18 protein-coding genes are annotated in these 17,027 nt (G+C 70.8%); 9 read left to right on the plus strand and 9 right to left on the minus strand.

Annotated elements, in window-relative coordinates:
• The first annotated feature begins 23 nt into the window (after window positions 1–23).
• Window positions 24–1,694, plus strand: coding sequence for a hypothetical protein (locus tag QSK39_RS02760; RefSeq protein ID WP_285476082.1), 1,671 nt, complete (start codon window positions 24–26; stop codon window positions 1,692–1,694).
• Between the two features lie 15 nt (window positions 1,695–1,709).
• The gene (locus QSK39_RS02765) at window positions 1,710–2,105 is read left to right on the plus strand and encodes an NUDIX domain-containing protein (RefSeq protein ID WP_285476083.1); all 396 of its coding nucleotides are present in this window, start codon (window positions 1,710–1,712) and stop codon (window positions 2,103–2,105) included.
• 232 nt (window positions 2,106–2,337) lie between these two features.
• Here the strand turns inward: QSK39_RS02765 and QSK39_RS02770 are convergent, their stop codons facing one another.
• On the minus strand, window positions 2,338–2,637 hold the full coding sequence (locus QSK39_RS02770; protein WP_285477913.1) for a YciI family protein: 300 nt from the start codon (window positions 2,635–2,637) through the stop codon (window positions 2,338–2,340).
• Window positions 2,638–2,848: 211 nt separating this feature from the next.
• Between QSK39_RS02770 and QSK39_RS02775 the strand changes: the two genes are divergently transcribed.
• The 5 genes from QSK39_RS02775 to QSK39_RS02795 are packed head-to-tail and all read left to right on the plus strand — an operon-like array spanning window position 2,849 to window position 7,511.
• Window positions 2,849–3,757 carry a hypothetical protein gene (locus QSK39_RS02775; RefSeq protein WP_285476084.1) on the plus strand — a complete coding sequence of 303 codons (909 nt, stop codon included), beginning with the start codon at window positions 2,849–2,851 and terminating at the stop codon, window positions 3,755–3,757.
• A gap of 33 nt (window positions 3,758–3,790) precedes the next feature.
• Window positions 3,791–4,972, plus strand: coding sequence for a pyridoxal phosphate-dependent aminotransferase (locus tag QSK39_RS02780; protein WP_285476085.1), 1,182 nt, complete (start codon window positions 3,791–3,793; stop codon window positions 4,970–4,972).
• Window positions 4,973–4,983: 11 nt separating this feature from the next.
• A complete protein-coding gene (locus QSK39_RS02785; protein WP_285476086.1) occupies window positions 4,984–5,913 on the plus strand; it encodes a phosphotransferase enzyme family protein in 930 nt (309 codons plus the stop codon).
• Between the two features lie 28 nt (window positions 5,914–5,941).
• Window positions 5,942–6,631 (plus strand): TetR/AcrR family transcriptional regulator, encoded by a 690-nt coding sequence (locus QSK39_RS02790; protein WP_285476087.1) that lies wholly within the window; start codon window positions 5,942–5,944, stop codon window positions 6,629–6,631.
• A 28-nt stretch (window positions 6,632–6,659) separates the two neighbouring features.
• Window positions 6,660–7,511 (plus strand): TIGR03620 family F420-dependent LLM class oxidoreductase, encoded by an 852-nt coding sequence (locus QSK39_RS02795; RefSeq protein WP_285476088.1) that lies wholly within the window; start codon window positions 6,660–6,662, stop codon window positions 7,509–7,511.
• On the opposite strand, the gene QSK39_RS02800 is transcribed toward QSK39_RS02795, so the two are convergent.
• A complete protein-coding gene (locus tag QSK39_RS02800; RefSeq protein WP_285476089.1) occupies window positions 7,512–8,228 on the minus strand; it encodes a nitroreductase/quinone reductase family protein in 717 nt (238 codons plus the stop codon).
• Between the two features lie 173 nt (window positions 8,229–8,401).
• Window positions 8,402–9,235 carry a hypothetical protein gene (locus QSK39_RS02805; protein ID WP_285476090.1) on the minus strand — a complete coding sequence of 278 codons (834 nt, stop codon included), beginning with the start codon at window positions 9,233–9,235 and terminating at the stop codon, window positions 8,402–8,404.
• Window positions 9,236–9,297: 62 nt separating this feature from the next.
• Here QSK39_RS02805 and QSK39_RS02810 point away from each other — a divergent pair, with 62 nt between their 5' ends.
• Entirely contained in the window at window positions 9,298–10,821 is a 1,524-nt protein-coding gene (locus tag QSK39_RS02810; RefSeq protein ID WP_285476091.1) for an AMP-binding protein, read from the plus strand.
• Between the two features lie 29 nt (window positions 10,822–10,850).
• Window positions 10,851–11,147: an immunity protein CdiI family protein gene (locus QSK39_RS02815; protein ID WP_285476092.1), complete on the plus strand. Its 297-nt coding sequence runs from the start codon at window positions 10,851–10,853 to the stop codon at window positions 11,145–11,147.
• On the opposite strand, the gene QSK39_RS02820 is transcribed toward QSK39_RS02815, so the two are convergent.
• From QSK39_RS02820 to QSK39_RS02845, 6 genes are read right to left on the minus strand one after another with little or no spacing between them, the layout of a single operon-like run.
• Window positions 11,128–11,487: a hypothetical protein gene (locus tag QSK39_RS02820; protein ID WP_285476093.1), complete on the minus strand. Its 360-nt coding sequence runs from the start codon at window positions 11,485–11,487 to the stop codon at window positions 11,128–11,130. The two genes, QSK39_RS02815 and QSK39_RS02820, sit on opposite strands and share 20 nt — an antisense overlap.
• Window positions 11,488–11,489: 2 nt before the next feature.
• Complete coding sequence (locus QSK39_RS02825; protein ID WP_285476094.1) at window positions 11,490–12,593, minus strand: epoxide hydrolase family protein; 1,104 nt, start codon at window positions 12,591–12,593, stop codon at window positions 11,490–11,492.
• A complete protein-coding gene (locus QSK39_RS02830) occupies window positions 12,590–13,135 on the minus strand; it encodes a dihydrofolate reductase family protein (RefSeq protein ID WP_285476095.1) in 546 nt (181 codons plus the stop codon). The genes QSK39_RS02825 and QSK39_RS02830 overlap by 4 nt, the downstream gene beginning before the upstream one ends.
• Window positions 13,136–13,181: 46 nt before the next feature.
• Complete coding sequence (locus tag QSK39_RS02835) at window positions 13,182–15,497, minus strand: molybdopterin-dependent oxidoreductase (RefSeq protein WP_285476096.1); 2,316 nt, start codon at window positions 15,495–15,497, stop codon at window positions 13,182–13,184.
• Window positions 15,494–16,519 carry an LLM class flavin-dependent oxidoreductase gene (locus QSK39_RS02840; protein ID WP_285476097.1) on the minus strand — a complete coding sequence of 342 codons (1,026 nt, stop codon included), beginning with the start codon at window positions 16,517–16,519 and terminating at the stop codon, window positions 15,494–15,496. The genes QSK39_RS02835 and QSK39_RS02840 overlap by 4 nt, the downstream gene beginning before the upstream one ends.
• Window positions 16,516–17,007, minus strand: coding sequence for an SRPBCC family protein (locus tag QSK39_RS02845; protein ID WP_284745771.1), 492 nt, complete (start codon window positions 17,005–17,007; stop codon window positions 16,516–16,518). The genes QSK39_RS02840 and QSK39_RS02845 overlap by 4 nt, the downstream gene beginning before the upstream one ends.
• Between the last annotated feature and the right edge of the window lie 20 nt (window positions 17,008–17,027).

Consider the following 17,027-nt stretch of genomic DNA (forward strand, 5'->3'; position numbering starts at 1 on the left):
CCCGGCGAACGGAGTTGAGTCCTGTGGGGGTGCACCGGATCTGGCACCACGGACTGGTCCCCACCGAGGGAAAACGCCCCCTGGACGCCTTGCGCGGCAGGCTGATCGCCCGCCAGCGGCAGCACGACGACTACACGATCGCCGATCTCGGCTTCTCCGACGACGGCGGTTCGCGCCGCTGCGACCTGAAGTTCGGGTGGACGGGCGGCGAGGGGCGCTACTCCGTTCAGGTATTGCTTTCGCTGTGCTACCACGCCGGCGAAGACCGCGTGGCGTGGTTGCTGGCCGCCGCGTGCTCGCGGCCTTGGCGCAGCTGCCACGAAGCGCCGGCGCACCGGATCGGGCTGGAGGAGCTCGGCGCGAGCGGGAGTGACGAAATCCCGATCGAAGCACCGGTTCTCGCGATGCGCGGATGGTCTCGCGAGGAGTGCGACCGCGTCGCGGAACTGCTCGGCGAAGCGCTGGTGGCGCCGTGGCGGACGTCGGCGGTGCTGATGCTCACCGAACCGCCGACGGTCCCGGTCGACGGCTGGCCCGGCCTGGTCAACGTCTTCGACGTCGACGACCGCTTCCGCCGCACCCTCAACCAGCACGTGCCCCTCGGCTACGAGGTGCCGCAGGGCGCGCGGCTGTACGCGCCGCTGTGCGACCAGCTCCCGGACTTCGTCGAGACGGCCAGCCCGGTGTCCGGCGAGGCGTTGCAGGGCGCGATCACGCGGCTGCTCCAGACGCGCGGCCGGACGCCACTGCCCGAGGAATGGGCGGAGGTGCCGAGCGTGAAAGCCTGGTACGCCGCGGATCCGTTCGACGCGCCGGAGCGCGAACCGGACGCGGAGCTGACGGAGAAGCTGGACCGCGCCGAGCGCGAGCTGGCGGAGGCGCGGGGCGTGATCACGATCCTGCGCAAGCAGTCGAAGGCCGACGCCGCGGACCGGGACCGGCACGCCGGCGAGGCCAAGGTGCTGCGCCACCGGCTCGAAGAGCTCTCCGCGATCGACGTCGCGTGCCTGCGGACGCAGCTCGCGCAGTTGCAGGGCGAGGTGGACGACTACGCGCGCGCGTTCGAGGAGACGGAGACCGAACGCGACGAGCTCAGGCGCGTGAACGGGCTGCTGGCGGGCACGCTCGCCCGGTACCACGACGCCGACGACGCGGTCGCCGCCGCTGAGCGGCCGCCCGAGGAGTTCCCGAGTTTCGCCGAGCTGATCGCCGTCGCGACGGCGACGCTCAAGCACCTCGCGATCACGGCCGAACCGGCTCCGGCCGCGATCCTCGACCACCACCCGAAAGCCGCCGCCTGGCGCCGCAAAGCCTGGGACGCGCTCCGCACCCTCGACGCCTATGCGTGCGCGCGGACCACGCTGCTCGACGCGGGCCAGGATCCCGGACCCGAGCTTTCGGACGTGCTCGCGTTCGCCCGCACCGGCCAGCCGGGTTCGCTGATCAGCGCCAACATCATCGCCCTGGCCGAGTCGGACACCGTGACCACGAACGAACGGCTCCGGCAGGCCCGGACGTTCCGCGTCGACCCGCGGACCAACCCGGTCGGCCGCGACTACTTCGGCGCCCACATCGCCCTGGAGCGCTTCAAGTCGCCGGCGCCGCGGCTGCACTTCCTCGACGACACCGACCGCACGGGCACGGTGTACGTCGGGTATCTCGGCGCCCACCTGCCGACGTCGAAGACCAACTGAGCGAGAATCGCGCACATGACGGAGATCGCGCAGAAGCACCTGGCGTACTGCTGGATCGCCCGCGGTGACCGCGTGCTGTTCCTCCGGCGCGGGCCCGGGGTCTTCCTCGCGGGGCGGTGGGAACTGCCCGGCGGGACGGTCGAGCCGGGCGAGGCCTTCGAAGCCACCGCGGTCCGGGAAGTGGCGGAGGAAACGGGATTGCGGGTCCGGGTCACGGATGAGCTCGCTCGCGATTCCTGGCCGGACGTCGCCGGGCGCGCGATGGAGATCCACGCTTGCGTTTACCGGGTGGAAGAAGACGGCACCGGAGAGGTCGTGCTCAACCCGGAAGAGCACGACGACTTCGCTTGGCTCACGCCACACGAAGCCGGGCGGCTCGAGATGGCGGAGCATTTTCGCCGGCTGCTGTGATCGCCGCGGGTGCGGCGACGGTCTTCGGTGGACGGGCGGGGAAAGAGTGGTGGTCATGCCTCCGAAGCTACCGAACATGCGTGCGAAAGATCATCGCTGAATCGGGTGAACTCAGATGGCGGAGGCTATTTTCCTTGTGCCGCAAGGGAAAGTGCGCAGCCCCTGAACAGGGGCTCTTCGCCGGCAGGTGGCGGGGCCTCGTCGCCGGGCCACCCGACCGTGGCGGAACTCCTCAGGAGGCGATGGCCTCGTTGATCGCCAGCAGCTCCTGCGCGGTGCGCGTGGCGGTGAACTCGATGACCTCGTAGCGGGCGAGGCGCCGGACGACGAACGGATCACTGGCGAGGATCGCGTCGAGCCTGCCGCGCAGCACCGAGCGCGTCAGGATCACGTGGTCGGCCGTGCCGCTCCCCTTTCCGGAAACGAGGAAGACTCCCTTCGTGAATTGCTTGCGCAACCAGTCCGAATGGTCCGGAAGCGCGTAGTCCACTTCTGTTTCGGGCGCTGTGTAGGTCAGCAGGGCGATGTACATGATTCGATGGTAGAACTCTTCCGGCCGCGGCGCATCCGCCTGGCGAGTGTCGCGGCACACGCGATTCCCCTTTTTCGGTCAAGAACAACGCAATTCCTTTACCAACACTTTTCGACATTTCTCCGCGATTGCCGTACGCCCGTCGTCGTACGCCGCGGTGCCGCCACCGGGCCGACGCGGTGACCGCCTCCGGGGCGCGACACTCGGCGCCATGAACGCACTGACCCGGATCCGGCACGACGGCCGACGCGCCGAGCGGATCGCCTACGCGATCGGCGCGGCACTGTTCGTGAGCGGCGTCGGGCACGCGATCGTGCTCCTCGCCACCGGCGGCTCGTGGCTGGGCCCGCTGTCGATGCGCAAGGCCGTCACGTTCGGCCTGTCGTTCGGGCTGACGCTCGCGTCGGTCGCCTGGGCGACGTCGTTCCTCACCGTCCGGCCCCGGCTGCGCTCGATCCTCCTCGGCGCGTTCACGGCCGCGAGCGTCGCCGAGGTCGTGCTGGTCAGCATGCAGGCGTGGCGCGGCGTGCCGTCGCACTTCAACTTCGAGACGCCGTTCGACAACGTCGTGTCGATGACGCTCGCCGCGGGTGGCGGCGTGCTCATCCTGACGATCATCGGCTTCACCGCCGCGGCACTGGTCGAGCCCGGGCCGGAGGCGGCGAGCCTGCGCCTGGCCGTCCGCGCCGGCCTGGTCGTCCTCCTGGTCGCACTGGCCACCGGCGCGGTGATGATCGCCCGCGGCGTGGTCGAGGCCCGCGGCGGCAACCCCCAGGGCGCGTACACCACCGCCGGCTCGCTCAAGCCGCTGCACGCGGTCGCCATGCACGCGATCCTCGTGCTCCCCGCGCTGGCGTGGGTCCTGCGCTTCACCCGCTGGCCCGAAACGCACCGGCTGCGCGTCGTGACCATCGCGGTCGTCGCCGACGCCGTGCTCACCGCGGTCATCGGCGTCGAGTCCTTCGCCGGCATCGACCCGCTGACCGCACCGCTCCCCCTGCTGGCGCTGTCCGTGCTGGCCGGCGCCGCGCTGGCCGGCACCGGGATCTACGCCGTGACCGCCGGTGAACCGTTCGTCCGATTCACACGTATCCCCATCGGGAAGGCAAGGGGCCGGTAAAGCGGCGGACGGAGACCACGCGTGCGGCACGGTATGACCACCAGAGGCCTTTTCCAGCAGAGTGCGGCCCACAGCCCGTCGTTCTTCTCCGTGGCCAGGGCGATGGGGCAGCACGCCGACGACCTCGCGGACTTCTGCATCCCCTGCAACCCGTACTTCCCCACCGACGAGATGTTCGGCGAACTCGAGCGCAACCTCCGCACGATCCTCAAGTTCTACCCGAGCGACGCGGGCGCGATCACCGCGCAGCTGGCGCACGTGCTGCGGCTCAACCCGTCGACGATCTCGCTGGCCAACGGCTCGACCGAGCTGATCACCTGGATCGACCGGCTGCTGGTCGACGCCAGCATCGCCGTGCCGATCCCGACGTTCGGCCGCTGGACGGACCAGCCGCTCGAAACCGGCAAGCGCGTGGACATGTTCCTGCTCAAGGAGTCCGACAACTTCGAGCTGCGCGTGGACGAGTACGTCGACTTCATCAAGCGCCGCGGCTCCCGGGTCGCGGTGCTGTGCAACCCGAACAACCCCGACGGCGGGTACCTGCCGCGCCGCGAGGTGATCCGGTTCATGGACGCCCTCGAAGACCTCGACCTCGTGGTGGTCGACGAGTCGTTCATCGACTTCGTCGAGGCCGAGATGAACCCGTCGGTGGCCGCCGAAGCCGTCGTGCGGCCGAACGTCATCGTGCTGAAGAGCCTCGGCAAGAACTTCGGGCTGCACGGGATCCGCTTCGGCTACCAGGTCTCGAACCCGGCGTTGACGCGCAAGCTGTCGGGCGCGCTGCCGAAGTGGAACCTGAACTCGCTCGCCGAAACCGTCATCTTCATGCTCGCCGAGCGCCGCGCGGAGTACGAGGACAGCCTCAAGAAGCTCGCCCTCGACCGGTTCATGATGAACTCGCAGCTGAACCAGTTCCCCGAGCTGACGGTGTTCCCGTCGCAGGCGAACTTCCTGCTCGTCAAGCTGCCCGGCTCGGTCGACGGCGCCGAGCTGTGCGACTACCTGCTCGCCGAACACCACCTGCTGGTGCGCCAGTGCGGCAACAAGATCGGCATGACCAGCCAGTTCATGCGCTTCGGGGTGCGGCCGGACACCGAGGTCGAGCGGCTGGTCGAGGGACTGCGCGGGGTCGAGCGGCTGGGTGGCGGCGGGCGCCACACGCCGACGATCGAGCTCGTCGCGCACTCCCGCGAGCCGGAACGGTCGATCAGCTGAGCACGTGGGCCATGGCGGGCTCGACGGCGAACGAACGGCCGTTCGCCGGGCTCGACCGCTCCGGCCGCACCAGACGCCTGCGCCGGCTCGCCGAAGCCGCCCTGACCGACTACGACGTGCCGGTGGCCCGGTTGACGCCGCTGGGCCGCGGGCTCAACACGACGTTCCGCGTCGACGGCGCCGACGGCCACCGGTACGTGCTGCGGGTGCAGCGCGCGGACGGCCCGGGCGCCGCGCAGGTGCGGGCCGAAATGGCCTGGCTCGCCGCGCTGGGCCGCGAAACCGACCTCGTCGTCCCGCGGCCGGTGCCGACGCGGACGCGGGACCTGGTCACCGTCGTCGCCGACCCGGCGGTGCCGGAGCCGCGCACCTGCGTGCTGTGCCACTGGGTCGACGGCCGGTTCGTCGACGAACGGCTCAGCGCGCCGCAGCTCTACGCGGTCGGCGAGTTCACCGCGCGGCTGCACCTGCACGGCGCGCGGATGAACGGCCTCGACCGCGGCCGCGTCGACGACCTGACCGAGTTCGGCCGCTCGCAGGTCGACGGCTTCTCCGACGCCGTGCTCGACCGGGCGGTTGCGCAGGCCGGCGGCGACGAACGGGTCCGCACCGCCGCCGGGCGGGTCCGCGCGGTACGGGCCGGCCTCGGGTGCGGCGCCGACGTCTTCGGCCTGGTCCACGGTGACCTGCGCCAGGAGAACTACCTGTTCCACCGCGGCCGCGTCCGGGTGATCGACTTCGACGACTGCGGGTACGGGCACTACGCGTACGACCTCGCCGTGGCGCTCGACGAGCTGAAGCACCTGCCGCAGCGGGACGAGCTGCGGGAGGCGCTCCTGGACGGCTACCGGTCGGTGCGCCCGGACGCGGCGACGACCGACCCGGTGGTGCTGAACGCCTTCGCCGGGCTCCGCCGGATCCAGCTGCGCCTGCGAGCTTGACGCTACAGACCGGCGCTACAATTGCTACATGGCCGGACGATCGAGCAACGCCACCAGCACCCGCGACCGCCTGCTGCTGGCCGCCGGGCAGCTCCTGCACGAGGCGCAGGGCGGCCCGGTGTCGACGCGGGCGATCTGCGAGCGCGCCGGCGTCCAGGCCCCCACGCTGTACCACCACTTCGGCAGCAAGCAGGGCCTGCTCGACGCCGTCGTCAACTACGGCTTCACGCAGTACGTGCAGGCTCCCGAGCCGGGCGGCGACCCGGTGGACCGGATCCGCGCGGGCTGGGACCGCCACGTCGGGTACGGCCTGGAGAACCCGCAGTTCTACGTGCTGCTCTACGGCCAGATCGAGCCGGGCGTGCCGTGCAACCTCACCTCGAGTGCCGAAGCGATGCTGCTGGAGCTGTTCACGCCGCTCGCGCGTGACGGCCGGTTGCGCGTCGAAGCGGCGGAGGCGGCGCGGCAGTTCGCGGCGGCGAACAGCGGAGTCACGCTCAGCCTCATCGCCGAGCCCGAGGAGCGCCGTGACCTGGCGATGTCCGCGCAGGTCAGGGAGGCGGTGCTGGCCGGGCTCCTCACCGAGCGGCCGGCCGAGGGCTCGTCCGTCGGCGCGCTCGCGGTCGCTTTGTCGACCGCGCTCGAGGACGACGTCGACGAGCTGACCACCACCGAGCGGCACCTGCTGCGGGAGTGGCTGCACCGCCTCTCGAACTGACGACGCTACATTTGCTACATTGATCCCTATGGCAAATGTAGTGAACCTCGGCACCTACGGCGTGTTCCTGTCCCCGCACCGCGACGACCCGACCCGCAAGCAGCACGCCATCGCGGCGGACAAGCTGGGCTACGGCACGGCCTGGCTCGGCACCGGGCGGGCCTCGATCAGCGACCTCGCCCTGGTCGAAGACATCCTGGCCGCGACCGAGCGGATCACCGTGGCGACGGCGATCGTGAACGTCTGGGCCGACGAGCCGGAGCCGCTGGCCGAGTCGTACCACCGGCTGGCCCAGCGGTACGGAAAGCGCTTGCTGCTGGGGATCGGCGTCGGCCACCCCGAGTCGGTCACCGGCTACCACAGCCCGTACGACACGCTCGTCGGCTTCCTCGACCGGCTCGACGCGGCCGGGGTGCCCGCCGACGCCCGGGTGCTCGCCGCGCTCGGCGACCGGGTGCTGCGCCTGGCCCGCGACCGCACGGCGGGCGCGCACCCCTACCTCGTGCCGGTCGCGCACACGCGGCACGCGAGGTCGGTCCTGGGGGCGGGCAAGATCCTGGCCCCGGAGCAGAAAGTCGTCGTCGGCACCGCCGAGGAGGCTCGCGAAGTCGGCCGTGCCTTCATCCGCGAGCCCTACCTCGGGCTGCGCAACTACGTGAACAACCTGCTGCGCCACGGGTACACCGACGCCGACGTCGCGGACGGCGGCAGCGATCGGCTGATCGACGACCTCGCGCTGCACGGGACCCCCGAGGAGATCGCGAAGGGTCTGCGGTCCCATGTGGACGCGGGCGCCGACCACGTGGCCCTCCAGGTGATCGGCCGGTCGGCCGAAGTGGAGGCGGAGAACCACCGGCGGATGGCCGAAGTGCTGCTCTGATCAGCCGGGCGCGGGCAGGAGGGCGTTCAGCGCGGTGACGATCGTGCGTTCCTCGTAGGCGAAGTGGTCGTCCAAAGCGGACGCCAGCCGGTCGAACTCCGTCCGCAGCCGGGCGGGATCGGTTTCCTCGTCGACGAGACGCTGGATCTCCTCCTGCAACCGCGCGACGACGACGTGCTCCTCGCCCAGCTTGTCCAGCGTGGGCGCGAGGGCCGGGAACCGCGTGGCCAGCATGGGGAAGATCGCGGCGCCCTCCCCGGAGTGGTGCCGGGTGAGGGCGGCGCAGAAGCCGGAGCAGCGCGTCCTCAGGCGGTGCGATCCGCCGTCACGCAGGTTCCGCAGCTCGGCGCGCAGCCAGTCGTGCACCTCGACGAGCCAGTCGCCCATGCGGCGCACGGCGTCGAGGCGGTGCAGCTCCACGACCGGCAGCACCCGGGTCGTCTTCGCCTGGTAGTCCGCGAACCCCGGTTCGCGCGCGACGACCTCGGCGAACAACGCGTCGCGATCGGGCGGGAGCGCGGCCATCGCTTCGAACGTCTCGGCTTCGGTTTCCACGGTGACCAACGGGTTGTGGCGGATGTTGTGGTACCAGGCGGGGTGCTTCGGCGAGCCCATCGCCGAAGCGACGACGACCAGGCGGCCGTCGATGTCCAAGGCACCCAAGGGAATGCGGTGCGGCCGGCCCGTGCGGGCACCGGTCGTGGTGAGCTGGATCAAGCTGCTCCTTCGGCGAGGAAAGTGATCGCCGGAGGCCGTGAAGCGACACGGAACGGGCGCGCGGAGGGCACACTTCTGCCAGGGTCGGCAGAACGTGTCGATTCAAGGGGGCTGAGTAGCCACTACCTCCGTGCGTAGGCCCATCCGGGGCGCATCGCCACGATAGCACGGAGTCAGCGCGCTTCGGCGGCCTTTCGGGCTTCCTCGGCGGCCGCGTCGGCCTGCTCGTAGGTTTCCTTCGCTTTCTCGAACTCCGCCGTCGCGCGCTCGGACCGTTCCTCGGCCTCCGCCAGGCGGGTGCGCAGGTCCTCGACGCGGGCCGTCGCCTGCTCGGCGGCGCGCTCGGTGCGGACCAGGTCGCGCTCGGCCACCGCGCGCTCCTTGGCCAGCTCGGCGGCTTCCTTGCGCAGGCGCTCGCGCTCGGCCCGCGCGCGTTCGCGTTCCTTGCGGTCTTCCTCCTCGCGCCGATGGTCCTTTTTGGGCTTCGCCGGTTCGGCCTTGTCCACCAGTTTCGCCGGACGCTTGCCGGTGGACGGCGGGGCGGTCGCGGCCAGGGTGAACCACTGGTCGGTGTCCTGGTGCGCCACCGACGTCAGGAGGCCGGCCACGGCGAGCCGCGCGGTCTCCGGGTCGGCCGCGACGGCCTCGAGGGTCGCCTCGACCTCGCGGGAGACGGTGTCGCTCATCGACGGCAGCCCGCGGACGATCCGCCGGACCAGCTCGCCGCGGCGCCGGGTCAGGGCCCGCAGGTCGTCGCCGGCCAGGCGGGTGTGGGCGTCGCGCAGCTCGTCGCCGAGTTCGGCCAGCTCCCGCAGCTCGGCGGCGTCTTCCCGGGCCAGGCGGTTGACGATCGCCGCAGCCGTGGTCGGCTTCCGCAGCTCCCGGATCCGGGCCGCGAGCTCGGCGTCCCCTTCGGCCTTCGCAGCCTTCGCCGCCGCGTTGCGCGCGCTGACGAACTCCGCGAGGTCACCCCCGTAGAGCTCGCCGGCCACCGTGTCGAAGTCCATCGCGCTCCAGCGAACCACATCGGACTGGTGCGAGCACCCTGCGAAGAGTCATCATCGGGGGCATGTTCTTCGATCTGGGTGTCCGGGACTTCCTCGACCGCGCGGAAACGGTGTATCCGGACCGCGTCGCGGTGGTCGACGAGCCGGACCAGCCGGCGCCGAGCTGGGGTTCGCTGACCTACCGCGAGGTCGCGCGACGGGCCCGCGCGCAGGCCGCACACCTCGACGAGCTGGGCGTGCCGGTCGGCGGGCGGGTCGCGATGGTGTCGCACAACGCCGCGCGGCTGCTCGTGTCGTTCTTCGGGGTGTCCGGCTGGGGGCGGGTCCTGGTGCCGGTGAACTTCCGGCTGGCCCCGGCCGAGGTCAAGTACATCGTGGAGCACTCCGGGGCGGAGGTGCTGATCGTCGACCCCGAGCTGGCGCACCTGCTGGACACGGTGACGGCCAAGCACGTCTTCGTCCTGGGCCGCGACGACGAGGCGATCTGGGGCGGGGACGGCACGCCGGAGCCGTGGGCCGGCGACGAGTCCGCGACGGCGACGATCAACTACACCTCGGGCACCACCGCGCGGCCGAAGGGCGTGCAGCTCACCCAGCGCAACATCTGGCTGAACGCGGCCGTGTTCGGCCTGCACACGACGTTGAGCGACCACGACGTCCTGCTGCACACGCTGCCGATGTTCCACTGCAACGGCTGGGGCATGCCGTACGCGGTGACCGGCCTCGGCGGGCGGCACATCGTGCTGAGGAAGGTCGACGGCACGGAGATCCTGCGCCGGATCGAGGAGCACGGCGTGACCATCCTGTGTGCCGCGCCCGCGGTGGTCACGGCGGCGCTGGACGGCGCGGCGACCTGGGAGGGCGAGATCCCGGGCCGCGACCGCGTCCGGATCGTCGTGGCCGGCGCCCCGCCGCCGACGCGCACGATCGAGCGGGTGCGGGCGGAGCTGGGCTGGGAGTTCATCCAGATCTACGGGCTGACCGAGACGGCGCCGCTGCTGACGGTCAACCGGATGCGCAGCGAGTGGGCGGACCTGGACCCGCACGAGCAGGCCAAGCTGCTGGGCCGCGCGGGAACGCCGGCGCTGGGCGTCCGGATCGCCGTCGACACGGACGGCGAGGTGCTCGCGCAGTCGAACCACAACCTGGACGGGTATTGGGAGAACCCCGCGGAGACTTCGCGCGTGCAGGAAGGCAACTGGTTCCACACGGGCGACGGCGGGACGTTCTCGGACGGGTACCTGACGATCGCGGACCGCAAGAAGGACGTGATCATCTCGGGTGGCGAGAACGTGTCGTCGATCGAGGTGGAGGACGCGCTGAACTCGCACCCGGCCGTGCGGGAGGCCGCGGTGATCGGGATCCCGGACGAGAAGTGGGGCGAGCTGGTGACGGCTCTCGTGGTCACGTCGTCGGAGGTGACTTCGGAGGAGCTGATCAAGCACTGCCGGGAGTATTTGGCGGGGTACAAGTGCCCGAAGCGGGTGGAGTTCCTGGAAGAGCTGCCCCGGACGGCGACGGGGAAAATCCAGAAGTTCAAGCTGCGGGAGCCGTTTTGGGAGGGTCAGGGCCGCCAGGTCAACTGAGGTTCTTCTTCGACGCGGGTTCGGGGGCCGTGCTGTGGGGTGACGCGGGCCCGGTGGACCCGCCGGTGAGCCGTGCGTTGCGTGCTTCGCTGGAGAGCTTGGTGGAGCAGTACGACGAGTCGCTGAACTGGGACTATCCGCCGGATCCCGGTCCTTGGCGGGAGGCGCGGTGCGCGCGGTTCAACTCCGACGTCCGGGCGGCGCTGGCGCGGCTGCGGGTGGAGCTGGGGCAGGAGGTCGAGGACGGGTTCACGGAGCTGCACGAGGATCCGGATCTGGACCGGTATCTGGCGGATCCGAAGGGCTTCAGGCGCTCGTCCAGGTGACGACGAGTTCGCCACCGTAGGACCGGACCGCGATGAGGGCGCCGTGGCTCTCCAGTTCGGCGCCACTCAACACGCCGGCCTCGTCGAACAGCTCCTTCGCCCGCACGATCTCTGACAGCGCCACCGGCAGCTTCCGCCAGGTGAAGTCGGCCGGAGGCCACAGATAGTCGGGGAGGCCCGGGGCGCGCAGTTCCGCACACAGCGACCAGTCCGTCCACACCGTGAAAGCGAGGCACGACCCGGCCGAGAAGGTGACTTGCACCTCGGCGGGCGTGCCGTCGCGGTGGAGGATTTCCCATGCCGAGTGCATCGTCCGGCCCACCACACTTTGCAGATCCACGGTCAGCGGACCATCCGAAAGAACGTCCGCACCTCGTCCACGAACAGCTCGGGCTGCTCGTAAGCCGCGAAGTGGCCGCCGCGGTCCAGCTCGTTCCAATGGCGGATGTCCGGGTACCTCTTCTCGGCCCACCGTCGCGATGGCCGTGGCATCTCCTTCGGGAAGATCGAACAGCCCGTCGGCACGTCGACCGTGTCGTCCGTCGTCTCCGAGAACCACCGCTGGACCTTCCGGATGCTCTCCCAGTACAGCCGGGCCGAGGACGCCGCCGTGCCCGTCAGCCAGTACAGCGTCACGTCGTCCAGTAGCTCGTCGCGGGTGAACGGGAAGCCGTCGGACCACGCGTGGAACTTCTCCACCAGCCAGCCGCACAGGCCGGCCGGGGAGTCCAGCAACCCGTACCCCAGCGTCTGCGGGCGGGTCGACTGCAGCACCGAATACCCGTCCTCCCAGCGCTGCGCGTGCTCCAGCGCCGCCAGGGACGCCCGTTCGGAAACCGTCAGGTCGTCGAACGTCGACGGGTCCGGGGCCGCGATCGGCGGGTTCAGGTGGATGCCCGCCAAGTGGGCCGCGTCCTGCTGGGCCAGCGACGTCGTGATCGACGTCCCCCAGTCGCCGCCCTGGGCGCCGTAGCGGGAGTAACCCAGGCGGGCCATCAGCGATGCCCACGCCGCCGCGATGCGCTCGATGCCCCAGCCCGGGGACGACGGCTTGTCGCTGAAGCCGTAGCCCGGCAGCGACGGGATCACCAGGTGGAACTCCTCGGCCAACGGCGAAATCACCTTGCCGAACTCGAGGAACGAGCCGGGCCAGCCATGGGTCAGGATCAGCGGCAGTGCGTCGGAAGACGCCGAACGCACGTGCAGGAAGTGGATCCCCAGGCCGTCGATTTCCGTGCGGTACTGCGGAAACCGGTTCATCCGCGCTTCCACCGCACGCCAGTCGTAGCCGGAAGCCCAGTATTCGCACAGAGAACGCAGGTACCCGAGCGGCGTGCCCTGGCTCCAGTCGTCCGGCCCGGCCTCGGGCCAGCGGGTGCGGCGCAGTCGCGCGCGCAGGTCGTCGAGGTCCGCCTCGGGGACCTCGATCCGGAACGGCGTGGTCACGCCGGGACGTAGGTCAGCTGGACGACGCCGTTGCCGAACGTCGCCGACTTCTTCAGCACCAGCGGGAAGGCCGGCCCCTCGGCCGGGAACAGCCGCTTCCCCCGCCCGACGACGATCGGGTACAGCAGCAGGTTCAGCTCGTCGACCAGGCCTTCGGACAGCAACCAGCGCACCGCCGTCGTGCTGCCGCTGGTCATGATGTCGCCTCCGGACGACACCTTCAGCGCCCGGACGGCCTCGACCGGATCGCCGGTCAGCAGCGTCGCGTTGTTCCAGCTCACTTCGGACAAAGTCGACGAAAGCACGTACTTGCGCACGTTGTTCATGAACTCGGCACCTTCGTCGTCCTCGACGGTGCGCCCGGGCCACGCCTCGGCGAACCCTTCGTAGGTGACGCGCCCGAGCAGCATCGCGTCGGCCGCGGCCATCCCGCTCCCGACCGCCTGGCCGATTTCGTCGTTCCAGTACCGGAGCGACCACTTGTCGGGCGCTTCGACCACGCCGTCGAGCGAGATGAACAGGTTCGAAACGATCTTGCGCATGAGCCCCCTTCAGGTTCGAGGGGTCCCACTATAAACGGGCGAAACGCTAAGACCGTCCACTCGCGACGGTCTCCCGCACGCGCACGCTGTCCGCCTCCGCGCGAGCCCGTTCCTCCTCCGTTGCCGGCTCCAGGCGCGCCGGGACGTCCTTGTGGTGGGGGGTGCCCGCGATCGGGTCGCGGTCCCGTGCGTCCGTCAGCAGGTTGATCCGGGGGCCGCTGACCACGCGGCGGCCCTGGGCGTCCGGGTGGGCCATGCCGTAGCCGTGCGGCAGGGACAGCTGGCCCGGCCGCATCCCCGGGTCGGCCTCCGCGCGGACCACCACCCGGCCGGCCGGCGTCACGACCGCCACCCAGTCGCCCGCCGAGGCGCCGATCGACGCCAGCTCTTCGGGACGCGCCCGCAGTGCGCCGTCCGGATCCGTGCGGCGCCAGCGCGGGTCGCGCAGGATCTGGTTCGCGTTGTGCGCCCGGCGCTGCCCGTTCAGCAGGGAGTACGGGAACGCCGGGTCGGGCCGTTCGGCAGCCGGGTCCAGCGAACCGAGCCACTCCAGCAGCTCCGGTACCGCCAGCCGGACCCGTGAGCGGCGCATCAGGCTCCACACCTCGCCCTGCTCGTGCGTCGAGAACGGCGTCGGACCGGCCAGGACGCGCGAGAACAGCTCCTCGCCGAGCTCCGGCCCCGTCGAGGAGCTGCCCAACGCCCGCTGCACCGGCACGGTCATCGTCTTCGCCGCCCGGTGACACCCCGCCCACAGCGGCGCGATCGACGCCGCGCCGTCGGGCAGCGACGCACCCAGCGTCCGGTAGAGCAGCACCGGCAGGATCGCGGAACGCTCCGGCATCGCCTGGACCAGCGCGCCGATCCCGGCCTGCAGTTCGGCGCGCGGCCCGGCGGCCAGGGACGCGAGGACGTCGGACGGCGGCAGCACGCCCAGCGCGTCGAACAGCCGCGTGTAGATCTCGGCTTCGACGAGCGTGCCCGGCAGCGGGTCCAGCAACGGCCGCCGCAGCTGGAAGTAGTTCGTCGGCCACTCGAACGTGAAGAGCGTGAACTCCCACTTCTCGTGCTGCGACGCCGCCGGCAGGACGTACTCCGCGAGCGCGGCCGTCTCGGTGTAGGCGACGTCGACGACCACGGACAGCTCGGCCGCCCGCACCGCCCGTTCGACCTCCCGCGTGCCCGCGAACGTGTTGGCCGGGTTGGACGACTCCACCCACAGCGCGCGCACGCGGTTCGGGTGGTCGGTGAGGATCTCCTCGGCCAGGGTGTTCGCCGGCAGCAGGCCGCCGATGTACTCGAACCCGGTGACCTCGGACCGCTTGCCGCCGGATGAGCCCCACAGCGGCAGCAGCCACGAGTGCAGGTTGTTCGTGCCGCGCCGGCCGAAGTTCCCGGTGACCAGGTAGAGCAGCTTCTCGAGGTAGCTGTTGAGCGTCGAGTGCCGGCCCTGCTGGATGCCCAGCTCGACGCGCACGGTCATGGCCGTCGAGGAAAGGATCAGGCCGACCGCCCGCTCGACGTCCGCCCGGGACACCTCGGCGTGCGCGATCCACTCGTCCACCGGGATCTTCCCCAGCGCCGCCGCGACCTCGTCGAAGCCTTCGGTGCGCGTGGCGAGGAACTCCTCGTCGGCGCCGCCGCGTTCCAGCACCAGCGCCAGGATCGCGCCCAGCAGGTAGGCGTCGGTGCCCGGGCGCAGCGGCAGGTGCAGGTCGGCGATCTCCGCGGTCTCGGTGCGCCGCGGGTCGATGACGATCATCCGGCGCCCGGGGTCGTTCTTGATCGTGTTGAGCGCGTGCCGCGCGTTGCTGAACCCGTGGGCCTGCCAGGGGTTGCAGCCCAGCACGAGCAGCAGGTCGCAGTGCTCGACGTCCTCGGCGGTGTGCACGAGCGTCGAGCCGAACAGCTGCCCGTTCACCCAGAAGTCGCCGGTCTTCTCCTGCGACAGCGCGTTGAAGTGGCGCGTCGAGTTCATCCACTTCAGCAGCGACGCGCCGTACGCGCCGCCGGAGTGGTTGCCCTGGCCGCCCCCGCCGACGTAGGCGAACGAGCCGGGCCGGCCGGCCGCGGTGTCGGCGTCCCGGATCGCGTGCAGCTTCGCGGCGATCTCGGTGAGCGCGGTGTCCCAGTCGACGGGCTCGTGGGTGCCGTCGGGACGCCGGCGCAGCGGTGTCGTCAACCGGTCGTCGTGGTCGCCGTACCAGGTCAGGCGCTGCGCCTTCTGGCACAGGTACCCGGCCGAGCGCGGGTGTGCCTTGTCGCCGCGGACCCGGGTGATCTTCCGGCCCTCGACCTGCACTTCCAGCCCGCAGTTGAGGTAGCAGAGGCTGCACGCGGTGCGGTGCCACTCGTCGGTCATATCAGCTCCAGTGCACGGCCGAGCGTCGTGAGACGCGCTTCGAGCGTTTCGCCGGCCGGGTACAGCCGGACCGTGTCGATGCCGGTGTCGCGCCAGACGCGCAGCCGGGCGCGGACCATCTCCTCGGTACCGATCAGCGTGGTGCCGAGCACCATCTCGTCGGTGACGAGCGCGGTCGCGCCGTCGCGGTCGCCGGCCTGCCAGCGCTCGCGGACCTCGGCGGCGACGTCCGCCCAGCCCTGGCGGCTGTAGGCGTCGTTGTAGAAGTTGGTGGTGGCCGAGCCCATGCCGCCGAGGCTGAAGGCGAGTTCTTTCTTGCGGCTGCCGACCATGACGCGCAGCTCGTCCTCGTTGTCCGCGAAAGCAACTTCGGCGCCTTGGCAGACGTCGATGTCCTTACGCGTGCGACCCGACTTCGCGAGCCCGGCGTCGAGGGGCCCGAAGTACGCGTCGGCGCCTTCGGGGACGAAGCTGGTGCCGAGCCAGCCGTCCGCGACCTCGCCGGTGAGCTCCAGCAGCTTCGGCGACAGCGTCGCGAGGTAGATCGGGATGTCCGGGTTCGGCGTGGTGGACAACCGCATCGGACGCGCTTCGCCGGGCAACGGGACCTCGAACGCCTTGCCGGAGAACGAAATCTTCTCCCCGGCGAAGGCTTGGCGGATGATCTCGACGGTCTCGCGCATCCGGGTCAGCGGCTTCGCGAAGGGGACGCCGTGCAGGCCTTCGATCACCTGCGGCCCGGACGGGCCCAGCCCCAGGGCGAACCGGCCGCCGGACAGGTCGGCCAGCGTCAACGCTGCCTGCGCGATCGCGACCGGCGTGCGCGTGCCGAGCTGGATGATCCCGGAGCCGAGCCGGATCCGGTCGGTGCGGGCGGCGAGGTAGCCGAGCGCGGACGGCGCGTCCGAGCCCCAGGCTTCGGCGACCCAGCAGACGTCGAGGCCGAGTTTTTCCGCCTCCAGCACGAAGTCCAGCGTCGTCCGGGAGTCCTTCGAGAACTCGACCGTCGTCGCGGTCTTCATCGGCCTTCGACCCGGTCCTTGATCGCCGCGAGGTTGCCGGTCATCGCGGTTTCGAACTCCCGCAGCCGCACGAAGACGATCTTCTGTTCCTTCTCCGGCATCCGGTCGATGGCGAACGACAGCCCGGACCGGCCCGGGCCCATCTGCATCCACTGCGAAAGCCGCGTGCCGCCGTCGTCCGGCTCGAGGGTGAACTTCCAGACCGAGCTCGGCTCGGCCGGGTCCTGCACCGCCCAGGCGAACACGCGCGGCTCTTCGCACTCGACGACGTACGACGTCGTCTCCCACTCACCGAACGCGTCGTGCTTGCTCTTGCCCACGAACGTCCGGCCGACCTCGCGCCATTCGACGGACTGCAGTTCGGCACTCAGGGACGGCATCACCGCGATGTCCGAGACGACCGGCCAGACCACCTCCGGCGCGGCGTCGATCCAGGTCGAGACCTCGGCCGTCGGCTTGTCCGCGTACCGCGCGCCGGTCCACTCCATCGTGGTCGCACCCCTCTCAG

Source organism: Amycolatopsis sp. NBRC 101858, from assembly GCF_030269325.1.
GTDB lineage: Bacteria > Actinomycetota > Actinomycetes > Mycobacteriales > Pseudonocardiaceae > Amycolatopsis > Amycolatopsis ponsaeliensis.